Source organism: Streptomyces sannanensis (genome assembly GCF_039536205.1).
GTDB lineage: Bacteria > Actinomycetota > Actinomycetes > Streptomycetales > Streptomycetaceae > Streptomyces > Streptomyces sannanensis.
Window position 1 is genome coordinate 59,782 of record NZ_BAAAYL010000002.1, and the last position, 20,105, is coordinate 79,886.

The following is a 20,105-nucleotide window of genomic DNA, read 5'->3' on the forward strand; positions in this document are numbered from 1 at the left end:
CTGAGGACAAGCCCTCGGCCTATTAGTACCAGTCAGCTCCACCCGTTGCCGGGCTTCCACATCTGGCCTATCAACCCAGTCGTCTACTGGGAGCCTTACCCTCTCAAGGAGGTGGGAATACTCATCTTGAAGCAGGCTTCCCGCTTAGATGCTTTCAGCGGTTATCCCTCCCGAACGTAGCCAACCAGCCATGCCCTTGGCAGGACAACTGGCACACCAGAGGTTCGTCCGTCCCGGTCCTCTCGTACTAGGGACAGCCCTTCTCAATATTCCTACGCGCACAGCGGATAGGGACCGAACTGTCTCACGACGTTCTAAACCCAGCTCGCGTACCGCTTTAATGGGCGAACAGCCCAACCCTTGGGACCGACTCCAGCCCCAGGATGCGACGAGCCGACATCGAGGTGCCAAACCATCCCGTCGATATGGACTCTTGGGGAAGATCAGCCTGTTATCCCCGGGGTACCTTTTATCCGTTGAGCGACGGCGCTTCCACAAGCCACCGCCGGATCACTAGTCCCGACTTTCGTCCCTGCTCGACCCGTCGGTCTCACAGTCAAGCTCCCTTGTGCACTTACACTCAACACCTGATTGCCAACCAGGCTGAGGGAACCTTTGGGCGCCTCCGTTACTCTTTAGGAGGCAACCGCCCCAGTTAAACTACCCATCAGACACTGTCCCTGATCCGGATCACGGACCGAGGTTAGACATCCAGCACGACCAGAGTGGTATTTCAACGGCGACTCCACAACCACTGGCGTGGCTGCTTCAAAGTCTCCCACCTATCCTACACAAGCCGAACCGAACACCAATATCAAACTGTAGTAAAGGTCCCGGGGTCTTTCCGTCCTGCTGCGCGAAACGAGCATCTTTACTCGTAGTGCAATTTCACCGGGCCTATGGTTGAGACAGTCGAGAAGTCGTTACGCCATTCGTGCAGGTCGGAACTTACCCGACAAGGAATTTCGCTACCTTAGGATGGTTATAGTTACCACCGCCGTTTACTGGCGCTTAAGTTCTCAGCTTCGCCCACCCGAAGGTGAGCTAACCGGTCCCCTTAACGTTCCAGCACCGGGCAGGCGTCAGTCCGTATACATCGCCTTACGGCTTCGCACGGACCTGTGTTTTTAGTAAACAGTCGCTTCTCGCTGGTCTCTGCGGCCACCCCCAGCTCAGGAAGCAAGTTCCTTCACCAGGCGTGGCCCCCCTTCTCCCGAAGTTACGGGGGCATTTTGCCGAGTTCCTTAACCATAGTTCACCCGAACGCCTCGGTATTCTCTACCTGACCACCTGAGTCGGTTTAGGGTACGGGCCGCCATGAAACTCGCTAGAGGCTTTTCTCGACAGCATAGGATCATCCACTTCACCACAATCGGCTCGGCATCAGGTCTCAGCCTTGTATGTGTGACGGATTTGCCTACCACACGGCCTACACCCTTACCCCGGGACAACCACCGCCCGGGCTGGACTACCTTCCTGCGTCACCCCATCGCTCACCTACTACCAGTCTGGGTCACCGGCTCCACCACTCCCACCTGCGTCAAAGACGAAGGCAGGCGGCTTCACGGGCTTAGCATCGCTGGGTTCAGCGCTGGCGCTTCAAAGCGGGTACCGGAATATCAACCGGTTGTCCATCGACTACGCCTGTCGGCCTCGCCTTAGGTCCCGACTTACCCTGGGCAGATCAGCTTGACCCAGGAACCCTTAGTCAATCGGCGCACACGTTTCTCACGTGTGTATCGCTACTCATGCCTGCATTCTCACTCGTGAACCGTCCACAACTCGCTTCCGCGGCTGCTTCACCCGGCACACGACGCTCCCCTACCCATCACAGCACCCGTTGGGGCTTTATGCTGCAATGACACGACTTCGGCGGTACGCTTGAGCCCCGCTACATTGTCGGCGCGGAATCACTTGACCAGTGAGCTATTACGCACTCTTTCAAGGGTGGCTGCTTCTAAGCCAACCTCCTGGTTGTCTCTGCGACTCCACATCCTTTCCCACTTAGCGTACGCTTAGGGGCCTTAGTCGATGCTCTGGGCTGTTTCCCTCTCGACCATGGAGCTTATCCCCCACAGTCTCACTGCCGTGCTCTCACTTACCGGCATTCGGAGTTTGGCTAAGGTCAGTAACCCGGTAGGGCCCATCGCCTATCCAGTGCTCTACCTCCGGCAAGAAACACACGACGCTGCACCTAAATGCATTTCGGGGAGAACCAGCTATCACGGAGTTTGATTGGCCTTTCACCCCTAACCACAGGTCATCCCCCAGGTTTTCAACCCTGGTGGGTTCGGTCCTCCACGAAGTCTTACCTCCGCTTCAACCTGCCCATGGCTAGATCACTCCGCTTCGGGTCTAGAGCGTGCAACTCGATCGCCCTGTTCGGACTCGCTTTCGCTACGGCTTCCCCACACGGGTTAACCTCGCTACACACCGCTAACTCGCAGGCTCATTCTTCAAAAGGCACGCAGTCACGAGACGTACAAGTACGTCCGACGCTCCCACGGCTTGTAGGCACACGGTTTCAGGTACTATTTCACTCCGCTCCCGCGGTACTTTTCACCATTCCCTCACGGTACTATCCGCTATCGGTCACCAGGGAATATTTAGGCTTAACGGGTGGTCCCGCCAGATTCACACGGGATTTCTCGGGCCCCGTGCTACTTGGGTGGTTCTCAAGCGAGCCGTACAGATTTCAGCTACGGGGGTCTTACCCTCTACGCCGGACCTTTCGCATGTCCTTCGCCTATCCATACGGTTTCTGACTCGCCGACCGGCCGGCAGACCGGTCAAGAGAACTCCCACAACCCCGCATGCGCAACCCCTGCCGGGTCTCACACGCATACGGTTTGGCCTCATCCGGTTTCGCTCGCCACTACTCCCGGAATCACGGTTGTTTTCTCTTCCTGCGGGTACTGAGATGTTTCACTTCCCCGCGTTCCCTCCACACTGCCTATGTGTTCAGCAGCGGGTGACAGCCCATGACGACTGCCGGGTTTCCCCATTCGGACACCCCCGGATCAAAGCTCGGTTGACAGCTCCCCGGGGCCTATCGTGGCCTCCCACGTCCTTCATCGGTTCCTGGTGCCAAGGCATCCACCGTGCGCCCTTAAAAACTTGGCCACAGATGCTCGCGTCCACTGTGTAGTTCTCAAGCAACGACCAGCCACCCATCACCCCGCCAGCTGACTGACGAGTTCACTGGGGCCGGCGTCTGAAGGACGAGCATCGCTCGCTCCCTCAGGACCCAACAGCGTGCCCGACACGTCCGGTCTCAGATGCTGCGTTCCACGCCGAAGCAGTACTAGCAGTCCTCATCCCGATCGTGCCGAATAATCAACGTTCCACCCATGAGCAACCGTGCGAGACATTTGCTCGCAGTCGGCTATGTGCTCCTTAGAAAGGAGGTGATCCAGCCGCACCTTCCGGTACGGCTACCTTGTTACGACTTCGTCCCAATCGCTGGTCCCACCTTCGACAGCTCCCTCCCACAAGGGGTTGGGCCACCGGCTTCGGGTGTTACCGACTTTCGTGACGTGACGGGCGGTGTGTACAAGGCCCGGGAACGTATTCACCGCAGCAATGCTGATCTGCGATTACTAGCAACTCCGACTTCATGGGGTCGAGTTGCAGACCCCAATCCGAACTGAGACCGGCTTTTTGAGATTCGCTCCGCCTCGCGGCATCGCAGCTCATTGTACCGGCCATTGTAGCACGTGTGCAGCCCAAGACATAAGGGGCATGATGACTTGACGTCGTCCCCACCTTCCTCCGAGTTGACCCCGGCAGTCTCCTGTGAGTCCCCATCACCCCGAAGGGCATGCTGGCAACACAGAACAAGGGTTGCGCTCGTTGCGGGACTTAACCCAACATCTCACGACACGAGCTGACGACAGCCATGCACCACCTGTATACCGACCACAAGGGGGCGACCATCTCTGGCCGTTTCCGGTATATGTCAAGCCTTGGTAAGGTTCTTCGCGTTGCGTCGAATTAAGCCACATGCTCCGCTGCTTGTGCGGGCCCCCGTCAATTCCTTTGAGTTTTAGCCTTGCGGCCGTACTCCCCAGGCGGGGAACTTAATGCGTTAGCTGCGGCACCGACGACGTGGAATGTCACCAACACCTAGTTCCCAACGTTTACGGCGTGGACTACCAGGGTATCTAATCCTGTTCGCTCCCCACGCTTTCGCTCCTCAGCGTCAGTAATGGCCCAGAGATCCGCCTTCGCCACCGGTGTTCCTCCTGATATCTGCGCATTTCACCGCTACACCAGGAATTCCGATCTCCCCTACCACACTCTAGCCTGCCCGTATCGAATGCAGACCCGGGGTTAAGCCCCGGGCTTTCACATCCGACGTGACAGGCCGCCTACGAGCTCTTTACGCCCAATAATTCCGGACAACGCTTGCGCCCTACGTATTACCGCGGCTGCTGGCACGTAGTTAGCCGGCGCTTCTTCTGCAGGTACCGTCACTTTCGCTTCTTCCCTGCTGAAAGAGGTTTACAACCCGAAGGCCGTCATCCCTCACGCGGCGTCGCTGCATCAGGCTTTCGCCCATTGTGCAATATTCCCCACTGCTGCCTCCCGTAGGAGTCTGGGCCGTGTCTCAGTCCCAGTGTGGCCGGTCGCCCTCTCAGGCCGGCTACCCGTCGTCGCCTTGGTAGGCCATTACCCCACCAACAAGCTGATAGGCCGCGGGCTCATCCTTCACCGCCGGAGCTTTCAACCCTCTCCCATGCGAGAGAAAGTGATATCCGGTATTAGACCCCGTTTCCAGGGCTTGTCCCAGAGTGAAGGGCAGATTGCCCACGTGTTACTCACCCGTTCGCCACTAATCCACCCCGAAGGGCTTCATCGTTCGACTTGCATGTGTTAAGCACGCCGCCAGCGTTCGTCCTGAGCCAGGATCAAACTCTCCGTGAATGTTTTCCCGTAATCGGGAGTGACACTCGCGTTGAGCGGAACAGTCGGAGGAATGATCCGACCGTTCACAGCGTCCTCGCTGTGTTTTCGCCTACCCACCACAAGGGCAAGTAGGACTTTTCAAAGGAACCTCATCTCCGTGATGGAGACGGGGTATCAACTAATCTGGCGTTGATTTTTGGCACGCTGTTGAGTTCTCAAGGAACGGACGCCTCCTTCGTACTCACCCTCTCGGGCTTTCCTCCGGGCGATTCCCTTCGATGTTTCCAGCCTAGCAGATCCGATTTCCGTTTCCGCCACCCGCTGGAGCGGGTTTCCGGTCTGTTCTTCGCTTTCGCGTTTCCCTTTCCGGCGGTTCTGACTCTATCAGATCCTTTCGGCGTCTGATTCCCCGTCAGAGGGGTTTGTCCTCCCGGCTTTTCGGCCATTCCGACACCCAAACTCTAGCGGATTTTCCCGGTCAACTCATAATCGAGCGTTCGAAGCGAATTCAGGCATGCCGAAATCGTCCCGGATGGGAGACCGTGCAGAGGTGGGTTGCCGCAAATCTGCGGCGGATCGGCTGCCTCAGAACCGTTCCGGCCCCGTGGCAACTCGGAGGACACTACGCGTCCGGCGAGCTCGGGTCAACTTCGCGCAATCCATTCCGCCACCGTCGCCGTACTGCATGTCGAGGCGCTCGTCCAACGTGCTTGCGGTGGCTTCCAGATGGGACTTTGCGGCGCCGATGGTGCCCTGCCGGTAGATCGCCGCGGTGAGCGGGGAGCGGCGAGCCGATGTAGGACGGGGCGGCGGTGGCGAAGCCCTCTGGCGGCAACGTCGAGTACTGCAAGTGGAGTTGCGCGATCTTCACCCGGTCACCCTGGATCGGTGCCCGTGCCGCTGCGGCGCGTTCCTCATGACATTCCCGGAGCTCGCGTTCGTAGCGATCCGTGATCTCCTGCCTCATGCCCGTTGATGCGGGCGGTCGATTCGTTCATAGAGGGTGATGCTGCGGCCGCGTTGAATCGTGGTGGAGCGTTTGGCGAAGTGTTCGTGCAGGACGCGTTGTTTGGCGCGGTCGCGGGCGTTCCGGGCGGGGCAGGTCTCTGCGTCGCTGATGAGGATGATGTGCCGTTCGCGCAGCATTGCGCGTGCCGGGCGGGCGGGCACGGCCTGGTCGGGATGCGGGAACGCGTCGCCATGCTCAACGGCGAGCTGACCGCCCTGGTGGACGCAGCGCGTGCCCCGCCCCGGCCACCCGTGCGTCTTCTCCCACTCGCCGCTGGAGGTCATCGAGGAATGCCTCGCCCATGTCGGCCGCGTGCTGACCGACACCGGGTGCCGGGCACCTCAGTGGCGGCCGTGGTGTGCACGCCTCGCGCTGCTCGCCCACGCCACCACGCTCGCCCTCGCCCGGCCCCACCGCACCATCGCGCGCCAGGGAGCATCGGCCGTACATCCGCCGTCATACGGCATTCTCCGAGGCCAGCGCGGCAAGTCCCTGACTGAGATCGGCGATCAGGTCTGCTTCGTGCTCAAGGCCGACGGCGAAGCGGATCAGGCCGCCGGGGACGTTGGCCTCGGCGAGTTCTTCCTCGGTCAGTTCGTTCGACCACATCGCGGCGGGCCGCACCAGCGTCGAGCGGGTGCCGCCCAGGCTGGGGGAACGCACCGGAAGGCGCAGCGCCGAGATGAGCTGCTCGGCCGCCGCCTGTCCCCCACGAAGTTCGAAGCTCAGCAGTCCGCCGAAGCCCCGCATCTGCCGCTTCACGAGGTCATGCTGGGGGTGGCCGGGGAGCCCGGGGTAGTTCACCACTCGTACCGCAGGATGACCGGCCAGATACTCGGCCACGGCCTGCGCGCACTGGTTCTGCCGCTCCGCCCGCAACGACAGTGTCCGAAGCCCGCGCAGTGCGAGCCAGGCGTCGAACGGGCTGATGACCGAGCCCACCATGGTGTGTGCTCTCCAGAGCCGTTCAATCAGCTCACTGCTGCCGAGGACCATTCCGGCTTGCACGTCCGCATGCCCGGAAATGGCTTTGGTGACGCTGTGCATGACGAGGTCCACGCCCTCCTCCAGCGGCCTTTGATTGAAGGGGGTCGCAACGGTGTTGTCGGCGAAGGTGAGGATGCCCCGGGCACGGGCCAGCGCGGTGACCGCTTTCACATCGGTCAGTTGGAGCAGCGGATTGCTGGGCGTCTCCAGCATGATCAGCTTGGTGTCCGGCGTGAGGGCCCGGGCGAAGGCGTCGGTGTCGGTCTGGTCCACGAAGGTCACCCCCACACCGAAGCGTGGCGCGACGTCCCGCAGCAGACTCAGCGTGCCGCCGTACATGCTGTGCTGGGCGACGACATGGTCGCCCTGGGAGAGCAGGGCGACCACGATCGTCGTGACCGCCCCCATACCGGATGCCGTGGCCAGTGCCGCCTCGGCGCCCTCGGCGGCCGCGACAACACGCTCCAGCCGGGCCTGCGTCGGGTTGCCGTAGCGCCGGTAGTAGTGCCGGGGCTGGGACTGCTCGTTGAGTGCGTCGAAGTCCTCTGCCGTGGGGGCCGAATAGTTCACCACCTGATGGATGGGGGGCGCGACGCTCAGTTCTTCCGGATCGGCCAGGCAGGTCAAGAACCTGCCCGGCCGCAAGACCGATGTGTCGGACGCGGCCTGGCTGGCCCAGCTCGGCGCCCACGGCCTGGTGAGGGCCTCGTTCGTCCCTGAGCAGCCGGTGCGGGAGCTGCGCGATCTCACGCGGACGCGCACCCAGGTGACCCGGGAGCGCGGGCAGATCGTCCAGCGGCTGGAGAAGCTGCTGGAGGACACCGGGATCAAGCTCGCCGCGGTCGCCTCCGACATCATGGGTGTCTCCGGCCGGGCCATGCTGGAGGCACTCATCGACGGGGAACGCGACCCGCAGGTTCTCGCGGAGATGGCCAAGCGCCGCCTGCGCAATAGGATTCCCGAGCTCACCGAGGCCCTGACCGGCCGCTTCCGTGAGCATCACGCCTTCCTGGCCCGCCTGTATCTGGATCAGTACGACCAGCTCAGCGGCATCATCCGGCAGCTGGACGGTCGGATCGAGGAGGCGATGGCACCCTTTCGGCCTGTCCTGGACCTGCTCGACACCATCCCGGGGATCAACCAGGCTGTCGCCGAGGTGATCGTCGCGGAGACCGGCGGTGACATGAGCCGGTTCGCCTCGGCCAAGCATCTCGCGTCCTGGGCCGGGGTCTGCCCCGGACACCACGAGTCCGCCGGCCGCAGCAAGAACACCAAGGTCCGCCCAGGCAATCCCTACCTCAAAGGTGCCCTGGGGCTGGCCGCGTTCGGCGCGGTGAGAACCAAGAACACCTACCTCGCTGCCCGTTACAAGCGGCTGACCGCACGCCGCGGACCACTCAGAGCCCTCGTCGCCGTCGAGCACTCGATCATCACCGCGATCTGGCACATGCTCACCGACAACGTCGCCTACCAGGAGCTCGGCGGAGACTACTTCACCCGCCGCGACCCCGAACGCGCCACCCGCCGGGCGATCACCCAGCTCAACCAGCTCGGCTACACCGTCACCCTCAACCCGAGGGAGACCGCAGCCTGACCGGCAGCCCCGAATGCCCCGGCGGTCATCCGCGACCACCGGGCACCCAGCCCTGCTCACACACACCCTGACCTGCTGCTATTTACGCGTCAGGTGTGGTTTGCAACCCCTCGGGCGGTGTCAGTGCCCTGTGACAGGCTGACCAGATGACTACGGAATCACAGCCCACCCCGGGGCAACTCACCATCGGCGAGCTGCTGGAGGGAATCGAGCTGCCGGCCATGGACGAGCACCTGCGCCATGTCCGTGAAACTCTCGCCGAGGTGGCCCGGCATCAAATCGACCTCACGCCCCTCACCTCCGGCCTGGAGCGAGCACTAACGCAGGCCGTGGAACCCGTGCGCCTCGCGTTGGCGGACCTGCCGCCGCTGCGCCTCGACCTGTCCTGGTTGGACGACCTGCTGCGCGACCACGCCCCCTGGCAGCAGATCCCCGACCGCATGCTGGAATCCCTCGCCGGCGTCCTGGACGACGCCCGCATCGCCGTCGAGGACGGCCAGGAGCGGGACGTGCCCGAGGAGATGCTCGCCGAGCTGGAGGAGCAGGCTGACCGGTTCGCCGCGACTGCGCCCGGCCCCGTACCCCCGACCGTGCAGAAGTACATGTTCGCCTTTTACATCGCCGCCCTGATGTGGTCGGCGCTGATGTATGTGTCCGTCACCTCCGACACTGCGAACGCCGTCCTGGACGAGACAATCCAGCACGGCGAGATCGCCGTGGCCGTCTTCGTCGCGGCCTGCGTGGCCTGGGACCGCCGGGGCGGCGGCCGCCAGGACCGCGAGGACTGAACCGGGGAGCGGGCAGGGCCCGCCGTGGGCCTACGGGGCCTGGTCGCCGAGCAGGGCGGACAGAGGAGCGCGCTCACGGGTGTGAGTAGTTGAGGTACAGGAAATCCCGGTGAGAACGATCTTGCTGGGGTCCGCCTACCTCGTACGGGCTTCGAGCTGCCGGTGGACGGTGCCGACGCGCAGTTCGCGCAGGTCGGGGATGTAGTTGTAGAGGGTGCCTGGGGAGACGCCGAGGAGCTTGGCGATCGAGGTGATGGAGCGGCCAGGGTCGGGCAGCAGGTCGCGGGCGGCCTTGATGACTTCCTCGGTGGCGACGGTGGGGCGCCCGCCGACCCGGCCGCGGGCGCGGGCGGCGGCCAGGCCCTCGTTGGTGCCGATGACGATGAGTTCGCGGATGAACTCCGCGATTATCTCAAGCCTTCCGGCGCCTGTCCTCGATGTTCAGCAAGGCTGCCGGAAGCCGTGTGATCTGTGGTTGTGACGTGGTTATCTCCCGCTTCATCCATGACGTTGATGAAGGGGAGGCGCCATGCTCGTACAGCGTGTCGTGTTGCCGACGGTGCGGGTGGACTCGTGGACGGTGCTGGGGGACGACGACGTTCCCGTGGAGCCGATCGAGCGCTACCTGGCCTATCTGACGGACGTCGACAGATCGCCCAACACCGTCAGGGCGTACGCCTACGACCTCAAGGACTACTGGACGTTCCTGGCCCACCGGGGACTGGACTGGCGTGAGGTCCGCCTGGAGGACCTGGGTGAGTACGTCGTCTGGCTGCAGCTGCCGCCGTCGGGCCGCAAGGGGCAGATCGCGGTGCTGCCCTCGGTGGAGCCGCACGTCAGCGCGTCCACGGTCAACCGCAAGCTGTCGGCACTGTCCGCGTTCTACGCCCACCAGTTGCGACACGGTGTCGATGTCGGTGATCTGCTGACGACCCTGCAGCCGCCCGGACGCCGGGGCGGCTGGAAGCCGTTCCTGCACCACATCAGCCCCGGCCGGCCCCAGCCTCGGCGAACGATCTCGCTGAAGGTCCCGAAGAAGCTGCCGCGCGTGCTTACGACGGCGGAGATGCAGGCCATCCTGGACGCCTGCGATCACCTGCGTGACCGCTTCCTGTTCGCTCTGCTCCATGAGACCGGGATGCGGATCGGCGAGGCCCTCGGCCTGCGGCATGCCGACATCGCCGCAGCCGAGCGGGAAGTCACGGTCGTTCCCCGGAACAACGCCAACCGGGCCAGGTCGAAGTCGCGCGAGCAGAGATCCATCCCGGTCAGCGCCGAGCTGCTGCGGCTGTGGAGCGACTACCTGCACGCCGAGTACGGAGATCTCGACAGCGACTACGTGTTCGTGAACCTCTTCGCTGAGCCGCGCGGACAGGCCCTGTCCTATCCGGCCGTCTACGACCTGGTGCTCCGGCTGCGGCGCCGCACCGGCATCGCCTTCGACCCGCACTGGTGCCGGCACACCGCGGCCACCCGGGCACTGCGTGACGGGGTCCCGATCGAGGTCGTCTCGAAGCTGCTCGGACATTCCTCGGTCACCACGACGTCGGCGGTTTACGGGCATCTGACCGTCGAGGACGCCCGCCGCGTCCTGGAGAAGGCCGGCTGGTTCCGGGGCACGGAGGTGCAGTTGTGAACGCCGTCCCAAATCCGCACGAGGACCGTCCTCCCCGGCCTGCGGGCCTGCTGGAGAAGCTCATGTCCGCGATTCGCCCTGAGTTCCGGCAAAACGACCTGGTCTTCGACCCCCGCCACCCAGTCTTCGGCGGTCCTGCCTGCGCCGTCGAGGGGTGCGACCGACCGGCCCGCAGCAACCGCATGTGCTGGGGGCACTCGGTGCGCTGGACCCGCGAAGGCAGGCCCGAGCTGGAGACGTTCCTTGTGACCACGCCCGCACGCTGGGTCGGACACCGGCTGCTGGACGCTTGTGCGGTCGACGGCTGCCGCTACGGACTCCACAGCCACGGCATGTGTCAACGCCACTGGCGGCAGTGGAAGCGGTGTGGGAGCCCGCCGATGACGGCATGGCAGACCTCCACGGCTCCGCTGCCCGTTCCGTCACCGCTGCCCGAGGTCTGCCGGATCAGCTACTGCGACCTGTGGGTGAGGGGAACCTCGGTGTTCTGCACGGGACACGACGGCCGCTGGAAGGCGCTCGGACGCCCCGACATCGAGGACTTCACCGCCTCCTACGAGGAGAGCGGACCCGGCGGGTCCGAGCACATCGACCTGCGCAGACTGCCCATGCAGCTACGCCTGGAGATGCAGTACGCGCTGCAGTGCCGCCATGACGAAGCCACCAAGAAGATCAGGCCCGCATGGGCCCAGCGCCTCGTCAACGCCCTCGCCGACGCCCAGGTCCGGTCTCTTCTCGACGAGCCGGAAGAGTTCTGGAAGACCTTCCGCGGTCCGACCGGCAACTGGGCCACGGGCTGGGGCACTTTCCTTCTTGGCGCCCGCCGACGCATCGAGGAACTGGTATACGGTCGCGGCTGGGAGGCGGAATACCCCCGCCCCGTCTGGCGGCTGCGCAATCTCGGCATCGTCCACTCGCACACATCGACGATCACCTTCGAGGAGATCACCCAGCCCTGGCTGCGGGATCTGGCCAAGCGCTGGGCACGCTGGCGGCTGTCCGGCGGCATCAGCGCCAGCACCGTACGCGCGGGAGTGCGCATGGTCGCCCGGTTCTCCGCGTTCCTCCCGGCAGAGGTGACCGGACTCGCCCAAGTCGACCGCGCCCTGCTCGAACGCTACCTGGCAGATCTCCATGCTGCGATGGGCGGCCGCAGCACACACAACGCGCACATCAGCAACCTGAACACCTTCCTGCGCACGATCCGCGTGCACCGCTGGGACGAGGCACTGCCGGGCAATGCGGCCTTCGTCCCCGAGGACTACCCCACGCCGCCGCCCCTGCTGCCCCGATCCGTGGCCGAGCATGTCATGGCCCAGCTGGAAGACCCCGCCAACCTCGCCCGCTGGCAGGACCCCGCACGACGGCTGATCACGCTCGTCCTCATGCGTTGTGGGTTGCGCATCACCGACGCCATCAACCTGCCGCTCGACCCCGTCGTCCATGATGCCGAAGGCGCCCCCTACCTGCGCTACTTCAACCACAAGATGAAGCGCGAGGCACTGGTCCCCATCGACGAAGAACTCGAACAACAGCTCCGTGACCACCAGCGCCGAATCCTGGAAGAGCGGCCCGAGGGGGTGTCGGTCCTCTTCCCCCGCGCCGACGCGAACCTCCGCGGTGACAGACCGATCAGCACCTCCGGCTACCGGATCTCGCTGGCCGAATGGCTCCAACGCTGCGCAACCCGCGACGAGTTGGGTCGACCAGCACACATCACCCCGCATCAGTTCCGGCATACCCTGGGCACCAGGCTGATCAACAAGGACGTACCGCAGGAGGTCGTCCGTCAGATCCTTGATCACACCTCGGCCCAGATGACCGCCCACTACGCGCGGCTGTCGGACAACACCGTCCGTCGGCACTGGGAGAAGGCTCGCAAGGTCAACGCCCAAGGCGAGACCGTTGCCCTGGACCCAGCCGGCCCTCTCGCGGAGGCGGCCTGGGCCAAACAGAGACTCTCCCGGGCTACGCAGGCCCTGCCCAACGGCTACTGCGGACTACCGATGGTGCAGTCCTGCCCGCACGCCAACTCGTGTCTGACCTGCCCGATGTTCATCACGACCGCCGAGTTCCTGCCCCAGCACCGTGAACAGCGCCAGCAGACCCTGCAGATCATCTCCGCTGCCGAAGCCCGTGGGCAGAAGCGGCTCGTGGAGATGAACAGGCAGGTCGCCGACAACCTGGAGAAGATCATCACAACGCTTGAAGACGACGGGCAGCCAGGCACCGGTGAGGCGGACGCTGATGCCTCCTGAGACCAGCGCTGCACCGCTCGTCACCGCCGCCCGCAAGCGGCACGAACTGACGCGGTCCAAGGCCATCCAGGCACTGCGCGAACTCGACCGCACCGGAGCCCCGGTGTCCTTCGAGGGTGTCGCCCGTCGCGCGGGCGTCTCACGTTCGTGGCTGTACTCCCAGCCCGACATCCGCGCCGAGATCGAACGGCTCCGTGACGCCATCGGACGTTCTCCCTCACCACCGATTCCCGCCGCCCAGCGCTCCTCCGACGCCTCGCTTCACGCTCGCCTGGAGGCCGCCCTGGAACGGAACCGGCAACTCACCGAGGATAACCAGCGCCTGCGTCGGCAACTTGCTCACGCGCTCGGCGAGCAGCGAGCCTCAACTACGCGCTCGTGAGACGTTGCGCTTCATCTGGCGGGTTTGCAGTCGATCTGGAGGACTGTGCGGGAGCAGTCGAGAACCGCCGTGCCGGGGCTCGGTGGCGGCCCCGGCACGGCGGGCTTTGACTAGATGCCGAACGGTGCGGCGTAGTGGACGGTGCCGCTGGGCAGCGGGTGGTCGGCGTCGAGGGTGAGGGCCATCATGGCCTCATCCGGGACGTCGATGCTGAGTCCGATGCCGTACTTGGAAGCGCGAGTGAAGCCGAACCGCGGGTAGTACGTCGGGTGTCCGAGGACGGTGACGAAGTGCTCGCCCAGCTCCTTGGCGGCCTGCAACGAGGCGCGGATTACCGCAGAGCCAGCGCCGGTCTTCTGGTACTTGGGCCAGACGGCGACGGGGCCCAGGCACAGGGCCGGGGTGTCGTCGATGTGGCAGCGGGTCAGCAACGCGTGGCCGATGAGCTTGCCGTCGTGGTCGGTGGCGACGATGGACAGTCCTTCGATCCACGAGGGGTCGGCGCGCAGGGCGTCGACGAGGTCGGCCTCCAACGGAGTGTCAAACGCGGCAAGGCTGATGTCGCGAATGGTGGGGATGTCCGCGCTGGTCTCAGCACGCGTGATCCAGTTAATGCTCACGATGGATGGAGATCCGTTTCATGGTTGGTTCGTATCGGTATTGCCCCGCGAGCTCACGCTCCCAGCGAGGCGAATCCAGATGAGGTCAGGCCGCAACCCGGGACGTGAGGGTGGTCCAGGCAGAGCACATGGCAGTGGCCTTGAGCGCGGTCATCAACCTCACCTCCCAACTTCCTCGATCTGGATCAGACACGAACGTCAGACACCGTATCACCCCGTCAAATTCGACCGCTCACGCACCAGCGCATCAGGTCGACTTCAAACCCACCAGATGAAGGCAATGCTCAGCTGGGGCCCCGAACCCAGCTCACCGCATCGCGCTTCAGTAACGATCGACCCGTGCTGAGCGGCGCTCGAAAGGGTCACGCGGCCAGGTCGAAGACACCGTCCTTGACCTGGCCGCCCAGGTCACAGCCCTGCTTGATCGGCGAGCTTGAGATAACCGCCAGGGCGGCGAAGACGTGGAAGACGAGCCGGCCGCCGGGGGTGGTGGTGTCCAGGTTCTCGTGCAGCGAGGTGAAGCCGATCCCTCGGTCGCGTAGCTCGGCGACCATGTTGATGAGGTCCTGGAGGCTGCGACCGTAGCGGTCGAGCGAGGGGACCACGAGGGTGTCGCCGGCGTCGAGGAAGGCGTGGCACGCCTTCAGCTCGGGGCGGAGGGCGTTCTTGCCGGACTTCTTGTCCGCGAAGATCTTCCGGCATCCGGCGGCGACGAGGGCGTCGACCTGCCGTTCGAGCTTCTGCCCGCCGGTGGAGACCCGGGCGTATCCGATCTTGATTTCGGTGCGGACGAGTGGTTCGGCAACGAGGAGGTCCGGTCCGTCGGCCGGTTCGAGGGCGGTCATGGCCCCGGATCATGTCAGGAAACGGTGGTCTGAGGTTGTTGAACCCCCCAGGTTTTTGAAGGGGTTTCTGAAGGCCCTGCGGGGTCCGGGGAGCCCTTCTGGGCGATCTTCAGAAAACGATCGTTTATTGACGCCTGCCCTCACATGCGATGGCCCCGACGTGCGGGCTGTGTCGGTGGTGAGGGCTAAGGTGCGCTGTCGTGGACGCTGATGATCTTGACTACCGGGCCCGAACGCTGACGGGCTGCATTCCTCCGCCGCTGGTGGCGCGGCTTCTCGAACTCGGTCATGAGCGGGAAGTGGAGTTCCAGGCCGGCCGCGGGGAGTGGTTCTGCGCGCTGGAGTGGGCCCGGCTGCTCGGGCATCGGGGCCAGCGCGAGCAGGCGTTGGAGGTGCTCGCTCCGTACGTCGCCACGAACTGGTGGCCGGCGGCCCAAGCCCGGGCGGAGCTGCTGGAGGGCTGGGGCCGGGCGGAGGAGGCGATCGCGCTGTCCCGCCCGTACGCGGAGGCCGGTGACCGGCTGGCGCTGGTCTTCTTCGCGCGCCTGCTGGCCCGCCATGGCCGCAGCGGCGAGGCGTTCATGCTGCTGCGCGCCGGGATCCAGGACTGGTTCCTCGCCGAGTGCTTGGTTGACGTCGCCGAAACGGCGGGCATGGACGAGGAAGCGGCGGCCCTGTTGGAGGCCCGGGTGGAAGCGGCGGTCCCTGCCTGTGACGACCCGGACTGCGACAACCTCCGGATGGAACCGTTCAACGCAGTCGGCCTGCTCGCCACGATCAGGGAACGCCAGGGCCGGATCGAGGAGGCGATCGCCTTGCTGCACACCCGCGAGGTCACCTCCGTCAACGGCCGTGACCAGCTGGCCGACCTGCTGGCCAGACACGACCGAATCACGGAACTGCGTGCGTACGCAGCGTCCGAGTACCACGGGCACGCCGTGCAGCGCCTTGCCGAAGTGCTGGAGGAACGCGGCGACGTGGAAGGCGCGATCGCCGCCTACCGCACGTTCGGTGCTACGCCGTCCGGCATGTGGCATGTGGCTGTACCGCTGTCCGAGCTCCTGGTCCGGCACCGACGGAGCGACGAGGCGATCGAGGTGCTGCGCGCGCTCACCGAACACGACGCGGAGGACTGGCTCGTCCACACTCTTTGCACCCTGTACGCCGACCACGGCCGGTCCCGAGAGGGCCTGGCCCACCTCGATGCCATCAAGGCACGAAGAGACGGCAAGGAGTACTGGGACCTCTTCCAAATGCGGCTTCCGCTCATGGCCGACTGCGGCCTGCTCGACGAAGCGATCGAGCAGACGCGGGCGCACCCCGAGGGCGACACCTGGTACGCGGCCTGGGCCTTGTCCGACATGCTTGACAAAGCCGGCCGCACCGAAGAAGCCGACGCAGTCCTCGCACAGCACCCGGCAGTCAACAGCTCTCTTCGTGCCGAGCGCCTTATCGACCTCGGCCGCATCCAAGACGCTGTACGACTCCTCCAGCAGCCGATAAGCAAACCGACCACACCCGCATGGGACGGCACCTACTCCACCGAACCACCGTTCTGACAGCTCGGGCTGGTATGCGCCACGTCTCCACCGTACGTCGCGGGCCGGTTCAGTCGTTGCCCTCGTCGTCTTCGACGGCGTCCGGGTCCCGGAGAGGGCGCAGGCCCTGGCCGGGGCCGCTGGCCTTGATGTTGAACAGGTAGCGGCCCAGGATCTCCTTATCTGGACACCTTCGAGTGACGCCTGAACCGGCGCCGTGGCCGCGGAGGTACAGGTCTCGTTGGGCCATCCGAGTGCAGGCTTGGGGAGGCCGGTGTGCGGGTGGTCAAGGAACGCGATGGCGGTGTCGTACGCCGGGTGCGGTTGGTCGACGGTGGTGAACCGGTCACGGCGGCCTGTCGGTTCCTGGATCACCTGGTCGAATGGGGTTTCTCGCCGCACACGATCTGCGCCTACGCGTACGACCTGCGGCGCCTGTTCACCTTCCTCGCTGCTGAGGGCATGGACTGGCGCGAGTTCCGGGGCCCGGATGCCTTGCGGCTGCTGGCGTTCCTACGGCGGGCGCCCTCGCGCCGACCGGCCCAGCGGCTCGGCCTGACGGTCGTGGTCGGCCCGGAGACGCCGGGCAGCCTGCTCGCACCGGCGACGGTGAACCGGATCCTGGCGGCCGTTTCCAGCTTCTACGACTGGGCGGTGGTTGCCGAGGAGTACGACGGCGACTCCCCGATGCAGAAGCGCCTTGACCCCGCACTTGCCCGGGTGCCGGACCGGCATCAGCCGTTCATGGGCCGCGCGAGCCGTCAGCAGCCGATGCGCCGCACGGTGACGGTCAAGCAACCGCAGCGCCTGCCGCGCCCCGTGGACGAGGCGGTGCTGGAGCAGTTCATCGGCAGCTTGAAGCGGCTGCGGGACCTGGCGGTGTTCCTGCTGATGCTGGATGGCGGACTGCGGCCGGGCGAGGTGCTGTCGCTGCACCTGGACGACATCTCCTACGGTCGACGCCGGGTGACGGTCCGCAAGCGCGACGACCACCCGCGCGGGGTCCGCGGCAAGTCCCGCACGGAACGGGTCGTGGACCTGCATGAGCCTCGCACCCTGGACGCGGTCAGCCGCTACGTGATGCACGAGCGCCCGCTCGATGCGACCAGCGCGTTCGTGTTCCTGGTCGGAGGAAGGGGCACCCGCCGCCTGGAGCCGCTGGGCTACGACGCGGTGGTGCGGCTGTTCGCGCGGCGGCTGGACAAGCTCGGTCTGCGCACGCCGGAGACCACGCCGCACGCGCTGCGGCACACTCACGCCACCGCGATGTGGGAGGGCGGGATGCGGGAGCTGTCGCTGCAGAAGCGATTGGGACACGCGTCGCCTGAGTCTACGAAAGTTTACACCCGGGTCTCCGACGAGGCTGTCCTGGCCGACTACATCCGCGCGCTGGAGAACAACCGGTGACCGCGCTCGCCCTCGTTCCGGAACCGGCCCGCCGCCGGTGTCACGCGCCGAGGGAGGAGTACCTCGCTTGGGTCCGGACGACGTTCGCCGACGCTCCGGCGTCGATCAAGTCCCGCCAGTACTTCCACAACCGTTTCCTCAAGCACTGGCCGGACCTGGAGGACTGGTTTGCCGAGCCCCTGCTGGTCCGCCTGGACCTGCACGGCCGCGTCGCGCATGAGCCGGGCAAACGCATCGGGCCATCCCACGAGGCAGGCCCCTATCTCGCCTACCTCTCGCTGGTGCACGGCATCCAACTGGACGCCGACTACGTCCTCAGCCGCAACTTCGACAGCCTGTTCGTCCCCAAGGTCGCCGCCGGCCTCGGGCTCGACCTGGACCTGCTCGATTCGCTCTCCGCCCGCATGCTCCAGCTCGGCTATGCGCCCGTCAGCGGCCGGTCCGTCCTCACCTGGACCTTCACCCGCCTTCTGCTGATGCGCGGTGACCCCGATCTGCGCGCGATCCGGCTCGACGACCTCAGCACACTCGCCGAGGAGATCAAGCGCTACTGCACCCGGCCGGAGGCCGGGTGCAGGCCAGCCATGTCTCCAACGCGCGGCGCCGCATGCCCATGGACCAGCTCGCCGAGATCTACCAGAAGGCGTGCCTGACCAGGCTGCACGGCGTCCATGTGCTGCTGTTCAACATCGGACAGGTCCCCGAGCCCCCGTTCCACGGCCTGAAGACCGCCGAACTCTGGCGAACCGAACTCACCCCTCCCGAGACGCCGTCGGCGCTCGCCGCCCCGGTGACGCGCTGGCTGTCGGGACGGCTACAGACCAACGACCGCGCGCAGTCGGTCCGCCACTCACGCGACGCCTTCCGCTACTTCCTGCGCTGGCTCGCCCAGGCCCACCCCGACATCGACGCGATGACCCAGCTGGAGCGCCGGCACATCGAGGGCTTCATGGCCCACCTGCACGAACACGTCAACGCCCGCACCGGACGGCCGCTGACGGCACGGTCCCGCTACACCTACCTCAGTCCGCTGCTTCAGTTCTTCCGCGAAACCAGCCAATGGGGCTGGAGCGATGTCCCGGGCCGGCCCCTGCTCGGCCGCTCCGACATGCCCAAACTCCCCTCCGCGCTCCCGCGCTTCATCCCCCGGGCCGAGCTGGACCGCCTCATGGAAGCGGTCGAGGAACTTCGAAGACCCGCACCAACGCACCGCCCTGCTTCTGCTGCGCTGGAGCGGCGCCCGGCGCGGGGAGATCGCACGGCTGACCCTGGACTGCCTGGACGCCTACCCCGACGGCTACCCGCGGCTGCGGATCCCGGTCGGCAAGACCTACACCGCGCGCATGGTCCCCCTGCACCCCCAAGCGGCGGACGCGCTGCGGGAGCTGATCGACACGGCCAAGGCCGCGAACGCCGCGGCCCGCCACGACGCATGGGCCCAGCGGTCGGTCCGCTACGTGTTCATGCGGCGGGGCAAGCCCATGGGCCGGCAGTTCCTCTACGCCGATGCCCTGGAAATCGCCTGCCGCAAGGCCGGGCTCGTCGACGGCGACGGCAATCCCACCGTGACCGCCCACCGGTTTCGCCACACCGTCGGCACCCAGCTCGCCGAAGGGGGAGCCCAGATTCAAACGATCATGGCGATCCTCGGGCACCGCAACGCGCAGATGTCCGCGACCTACTCCCACATCAGCGACCCCGTCCTGAAAGAGCAGTACGAGAAGGTCATCGCAGCTGGCGGGCGGATCGCAGGCCCCGCCGCAGAGGAACTACTGACCAGCCGGATCGGCGAAGACACCCTGAACTGGCTCAAGACCAACTTCTTCAAAACCGAACTCGAACTCGGCCACTTCCTACGGGCACCGGCCGAAGGGCCCTGCGAGTGCGACCTCTACCTCCGCTGCTCGAAGTTCCTCACCACGAGCGAGTACGCACCGCGCCTGCGGTCCCGGCTCGCCCGTGAACAGCAGCTCGCCCAGGACGCCGTCGAACGCGGCTGGCCCCGCGAAGTTGAGCGACACAACGCCATCGCCGAACGGATCTGCGGCCTCCTCGCAGACCTCGGAGAGAGCACCGAACCCGCCCCTGACGAACACTGCTGACCAGCGCTCCGGCTGAGGGAAGCCAATCCAA

General features: G+C 65.3%; 14 protein-coding genes, 2 rRNA genes and 2 pseudogenes. 9 read left to right on the forward strand and 9 right to left on the reverse strand.

Going from position 1 to position 20,105, the window contains the following annotated elements; all coding sequences use genetic code 11:
• Positions 1-2: 2 nt before the first annotated feature.
• From ABD858_RS34780 to ABD858_RS34800, 5 genes and pseudogenes are all read right to left on the reverse strand, one after another.
• Positions 3-3,123: ribosomal RNA gene (locus tag ABD858_RS34780) — 23S ribosomal RNA — on the reverse strand.
• 277 nt (positions 3,124-3,400) lie between these two features.
• A 16S ribosomal RNA gene (locus tag ABD858_RS34785) occupies positions 3,401-4,926 on the reverse strand.
• Together the 16S and 23S rRNA genes form the textbook arrangement of a ribosomal RNA operon.
• A 657-nt stretch (positions 4,927-5,583) precedes the next feature.
• Positions 5,584-5,743 (reverse strand): annotated as a pseudogene (locus ABD858_RS34790) (enoyl-[acyl-carrier-protein] reductase FabV); the annotation flags it as partial.
• 128 nt (positions 5,744-5,871) lie between these two features.
• Positions 5,872-6,243 carry a P-loop NTPase family protein gene (locus tag ABD858_RS34795; RefSeq protein ID WP_345045326.1) on the reverse strand — a complete coding sequence of 124 codons (372 nt, stop codon included), beginning with the start codon at positions 6,241-6,243 and terminating at the stop codon, positions 5,872-5,874.
• A gap of 130 nt (positions 6,244-6,373) precedes the next feature.
• Positions 6,374-7,477: a trans-sulfuration enzyme family protein gene (locus ABD858_RS34800; protein ID WP_345045328.1), complete on the reverse strand. Its 1,104-nt coding sequence runs from the start codon at positions 7,475-7,477 to the stop codon at positions 6,374-6,376.
• 37 nt (positions 7,478-7,514) lie between these two features.
• Here ABD858_RS34800 and ABD858_RS34805 point away from each other — a divergent pair.
• Together ABD858_RS34805 and ABD858_RS34810 are read left to right on the forward strand one after the other, a co-directional pair.
• Positions 7,515-8,498 (forward strand): annotated as a pseudogene (locus ABD858_RS34805) (IS110 family RNA-guided transposase); the annotation flags it as partial.
• A gap of 146 nt (positions 8,499-8,644) precedes the next feature.
• Positions 8,645-9,286, forward strand: coding sequence for a hypothetical protein (locus tag ABD858_RS34810; protein ID WP_345045331.1), 642 nt, complete (start codon positions 8,645-8,647; stop codon positions 9,284-9,286).
• A gap of 135 nt (positions 9,287-9,421) precedes the next feature.
• Here the strand turns inward: ABD858_RS34810 and ABD858_RS34815 are convergent, their stop codons facing one another.
• A complete protein-coding gene (locus tag ABD858_RS34815; protein ID WP_425586368.1) occupies positions 9,422-9,697 on the reverse strand; it encodes a helix-turn-helix domain-containing protein in 276 nt (91 codons plus the stop codon).
• 118 nt (positions 9,698-9,815) lie between these two features.
• Between ABD858_RS34815 and ABD858_RS34820 the strand changes: the two genes are divergently transcribed.
• The 3 genes from ABD858_RS34820 to ABD858_RS34830 are packed head-to-tail and all read left to right on the forward strand — an operon-like array spanning position 9,816 to position 13,562.
• On the forward strand, positions 9,816-10,922 hold the full coding sequence (locus ABD858_RS34820) for a site-specific integrase (RefSeq protein WP_345033601.1): 1,107 nt from the start codon (positions 9,816-9,818) through the stop codon (positions 10,920-10,922).
• Positions 10,919-13,180 (forward strand): tyrosine-type recombinase/integrase, encoded by a 2,262-nt coding sequence (locus ABD858_RS34825; RefSeq protein ID WP_345033600.1) that lies wholly within the window; start codon positions 10,919-10,921, stop codon positions 13,178-13,180. The genes ABD858_RS34820 and ABD858_RS34825 overlap by 4 nt, the downstream gene beginning before the upstream one ends.
• On the forward strand, positions 13,170-13,562 hold the full coding sequence (locus tag ABD858_RS34830) for a DUF6262 family protein (protein WP_345033598.1): 393 nt from the start codon (positions 13,170-13,172) through the stop codon (positions 13,560-13,562). The genes ABD858_RS34825 and ABD858_RS34830 overlap by 11 nt, the downstream gene beginning before the upstream one ends.
• A 110-nt stretch (positions 13,563-13,672) precedes the next feature.
• Here the strand turns inward: ABD858_RS34830 and ABD858_RS34835 are convergent, their stop codons facing one another.
• Both ABD858_RS34835 and ABD858_RS34840 read right to left on the reverse strand, forming a co-directional pair.
• Complete coding sequence (locus ABD858_RS34835; protein WP_345033597.1) at positions 13,673-14,182, reverse strand: GNAT family N-acetyltransferase; 510 nt, start codon at positions 14,180-14,182, stop codon at positions 13,673-13,675.
• Positions 14,183-14,544: 362 nt separating this feature from the next.
• Positions 14,545-15,027, reverse strand: coding sequence for a recombinase family protein (locus ABD858_RS34840; RefSeq protein ID WP_345045334.1), 483 nt, complete (start codon positions 15,025-15,027; stop codon positions 14,545-14,547).
• Positions 15,028-15,227: 200 nt separating this feature from the next.
• Here ABD858_RS34840 and ABD858_RS34845 point away from each other — a divergent pair, with 200 nt between their 5' ends.
• Entirely contained in the window at positions 15,228-16,586 is a 1,359-nt protein-coding gene (locus ABD858_RS34845) for a tetratricopeptide repeat protein (RefSeq protein WP_345045337.1), read from the forward strand.
• A 49-nt stretch (positions 16,587-16,635) separates the two neighbouring features.
• On the opposite strand, the gene ABD858_RS34850 is transcribed toward ABD858_RS34845, so the two are convergent.
• Complete coding sequence (locus ABD858_RS34850; protein WP_345045339.1) at positions 16,636-16,815, reverse strand: hypothetical protein; 180 nt, start codon at positions 16,813-16,815, stop codon at positions 16,636-16,638.
• Between the two features lie 26 nt (positions 16,816-16,841).
• Here ABD858_RS34850 and ABD858_RS34855 point away from each other — a divergent pair, with 26 nt between their 5' ends.
• From ABD858_RS34855 to ABD858_RS34865, 3 genes are all read left to right on the forward strand, one after another.
• Positions 16,842-17,972 carry a tyrosine-type recombinase/integrase gene (locus ABD858_RS34855; protein WP_345045342.1) on the forward strand — a complete coding sequence of 377 codons (1,131 nt, stop codon included), beginning with the start codon at positions 16,842-16,844 and terminating at the stop codon, positions 17,970-17,972.
• Positions 17,969-18,625, forward strand: a complete 657-nt coding sequence (locus ABD858_RS34860; protein WP_345045344.1) for a hypothetical protein — start codon at positions 17,969-17,971, stop codon at positions 18,623-18,625. The genes ABD858_RS34855 and ABD858_RS34860 overlap by 4 nt, the downstream gene beginning before the upstream one ends.
• Before the next feature lie 420 nt (positions 18,626-19,045).
• Positions 19,046-20,074 carry a tyrosine-type recombinase/integrase gene (locus ABD858_RS34865; protein ID WP_345045347.1) on the forward strand — a complete coding sequence of 343 codons (1,029 nt, stop codon included), beginning with the start codon at positions 19,046-19,048 and terminating at the stop codon, positions 20,072-20,074.
• Positions 20,075-20,105: the final 31 nt, after the last annotated feature.

What these genes read in the sequence shown, in the direction of transcription:
- ABD858_RS34810 (WP_345045331.1), top strand. Translation starts at nt 8,645, where the DNA reads ATGACTACGGAATCACAGCCCACCCCGGGGCAACTCACCATCGGCGAG.
- ABD858_RS34820 (WP_345033601.1), top strand. Translation starts at nt 9,816, where the DNA reads ATGCTCGTACAGCGTGTCGTGTTGCCGACGGTGCGGGTGGACTCGTGG.
- ABD858_RS34830 (WP_345033598.1), top strand. Translation starts at nt 13,170, where the DNA reads ATGCCTCCTGAGACCAGCGCTGCACCGCTCGTCACCGCCGCCCGCAAG.
- ABD858_RS34840 (WP_345045334.1), bottom strand. Translation starts at nt 15,027, where the DNA reads ATGACCGCCCTCGAACCGGCCGACGGACCGGACCTCCTCGTTGCCGAA.
- ABD858_RS34850 (WP_345045339.1), bottom strand. Translation starts at nt 16,815, where the DNA reads ATGGCCCAACGAGACCTGTACCTCCGCGGCCACGGCGCCGGTTCAGGC.
- ABD858_RS34865 (WP_345045347.1), top strand. Translation starts at nt 19,046, where the DNA reads ATGTCCCGGGCCGGCCCCTGCTCGGCCGCTCCGACATGCCCAAACTCC.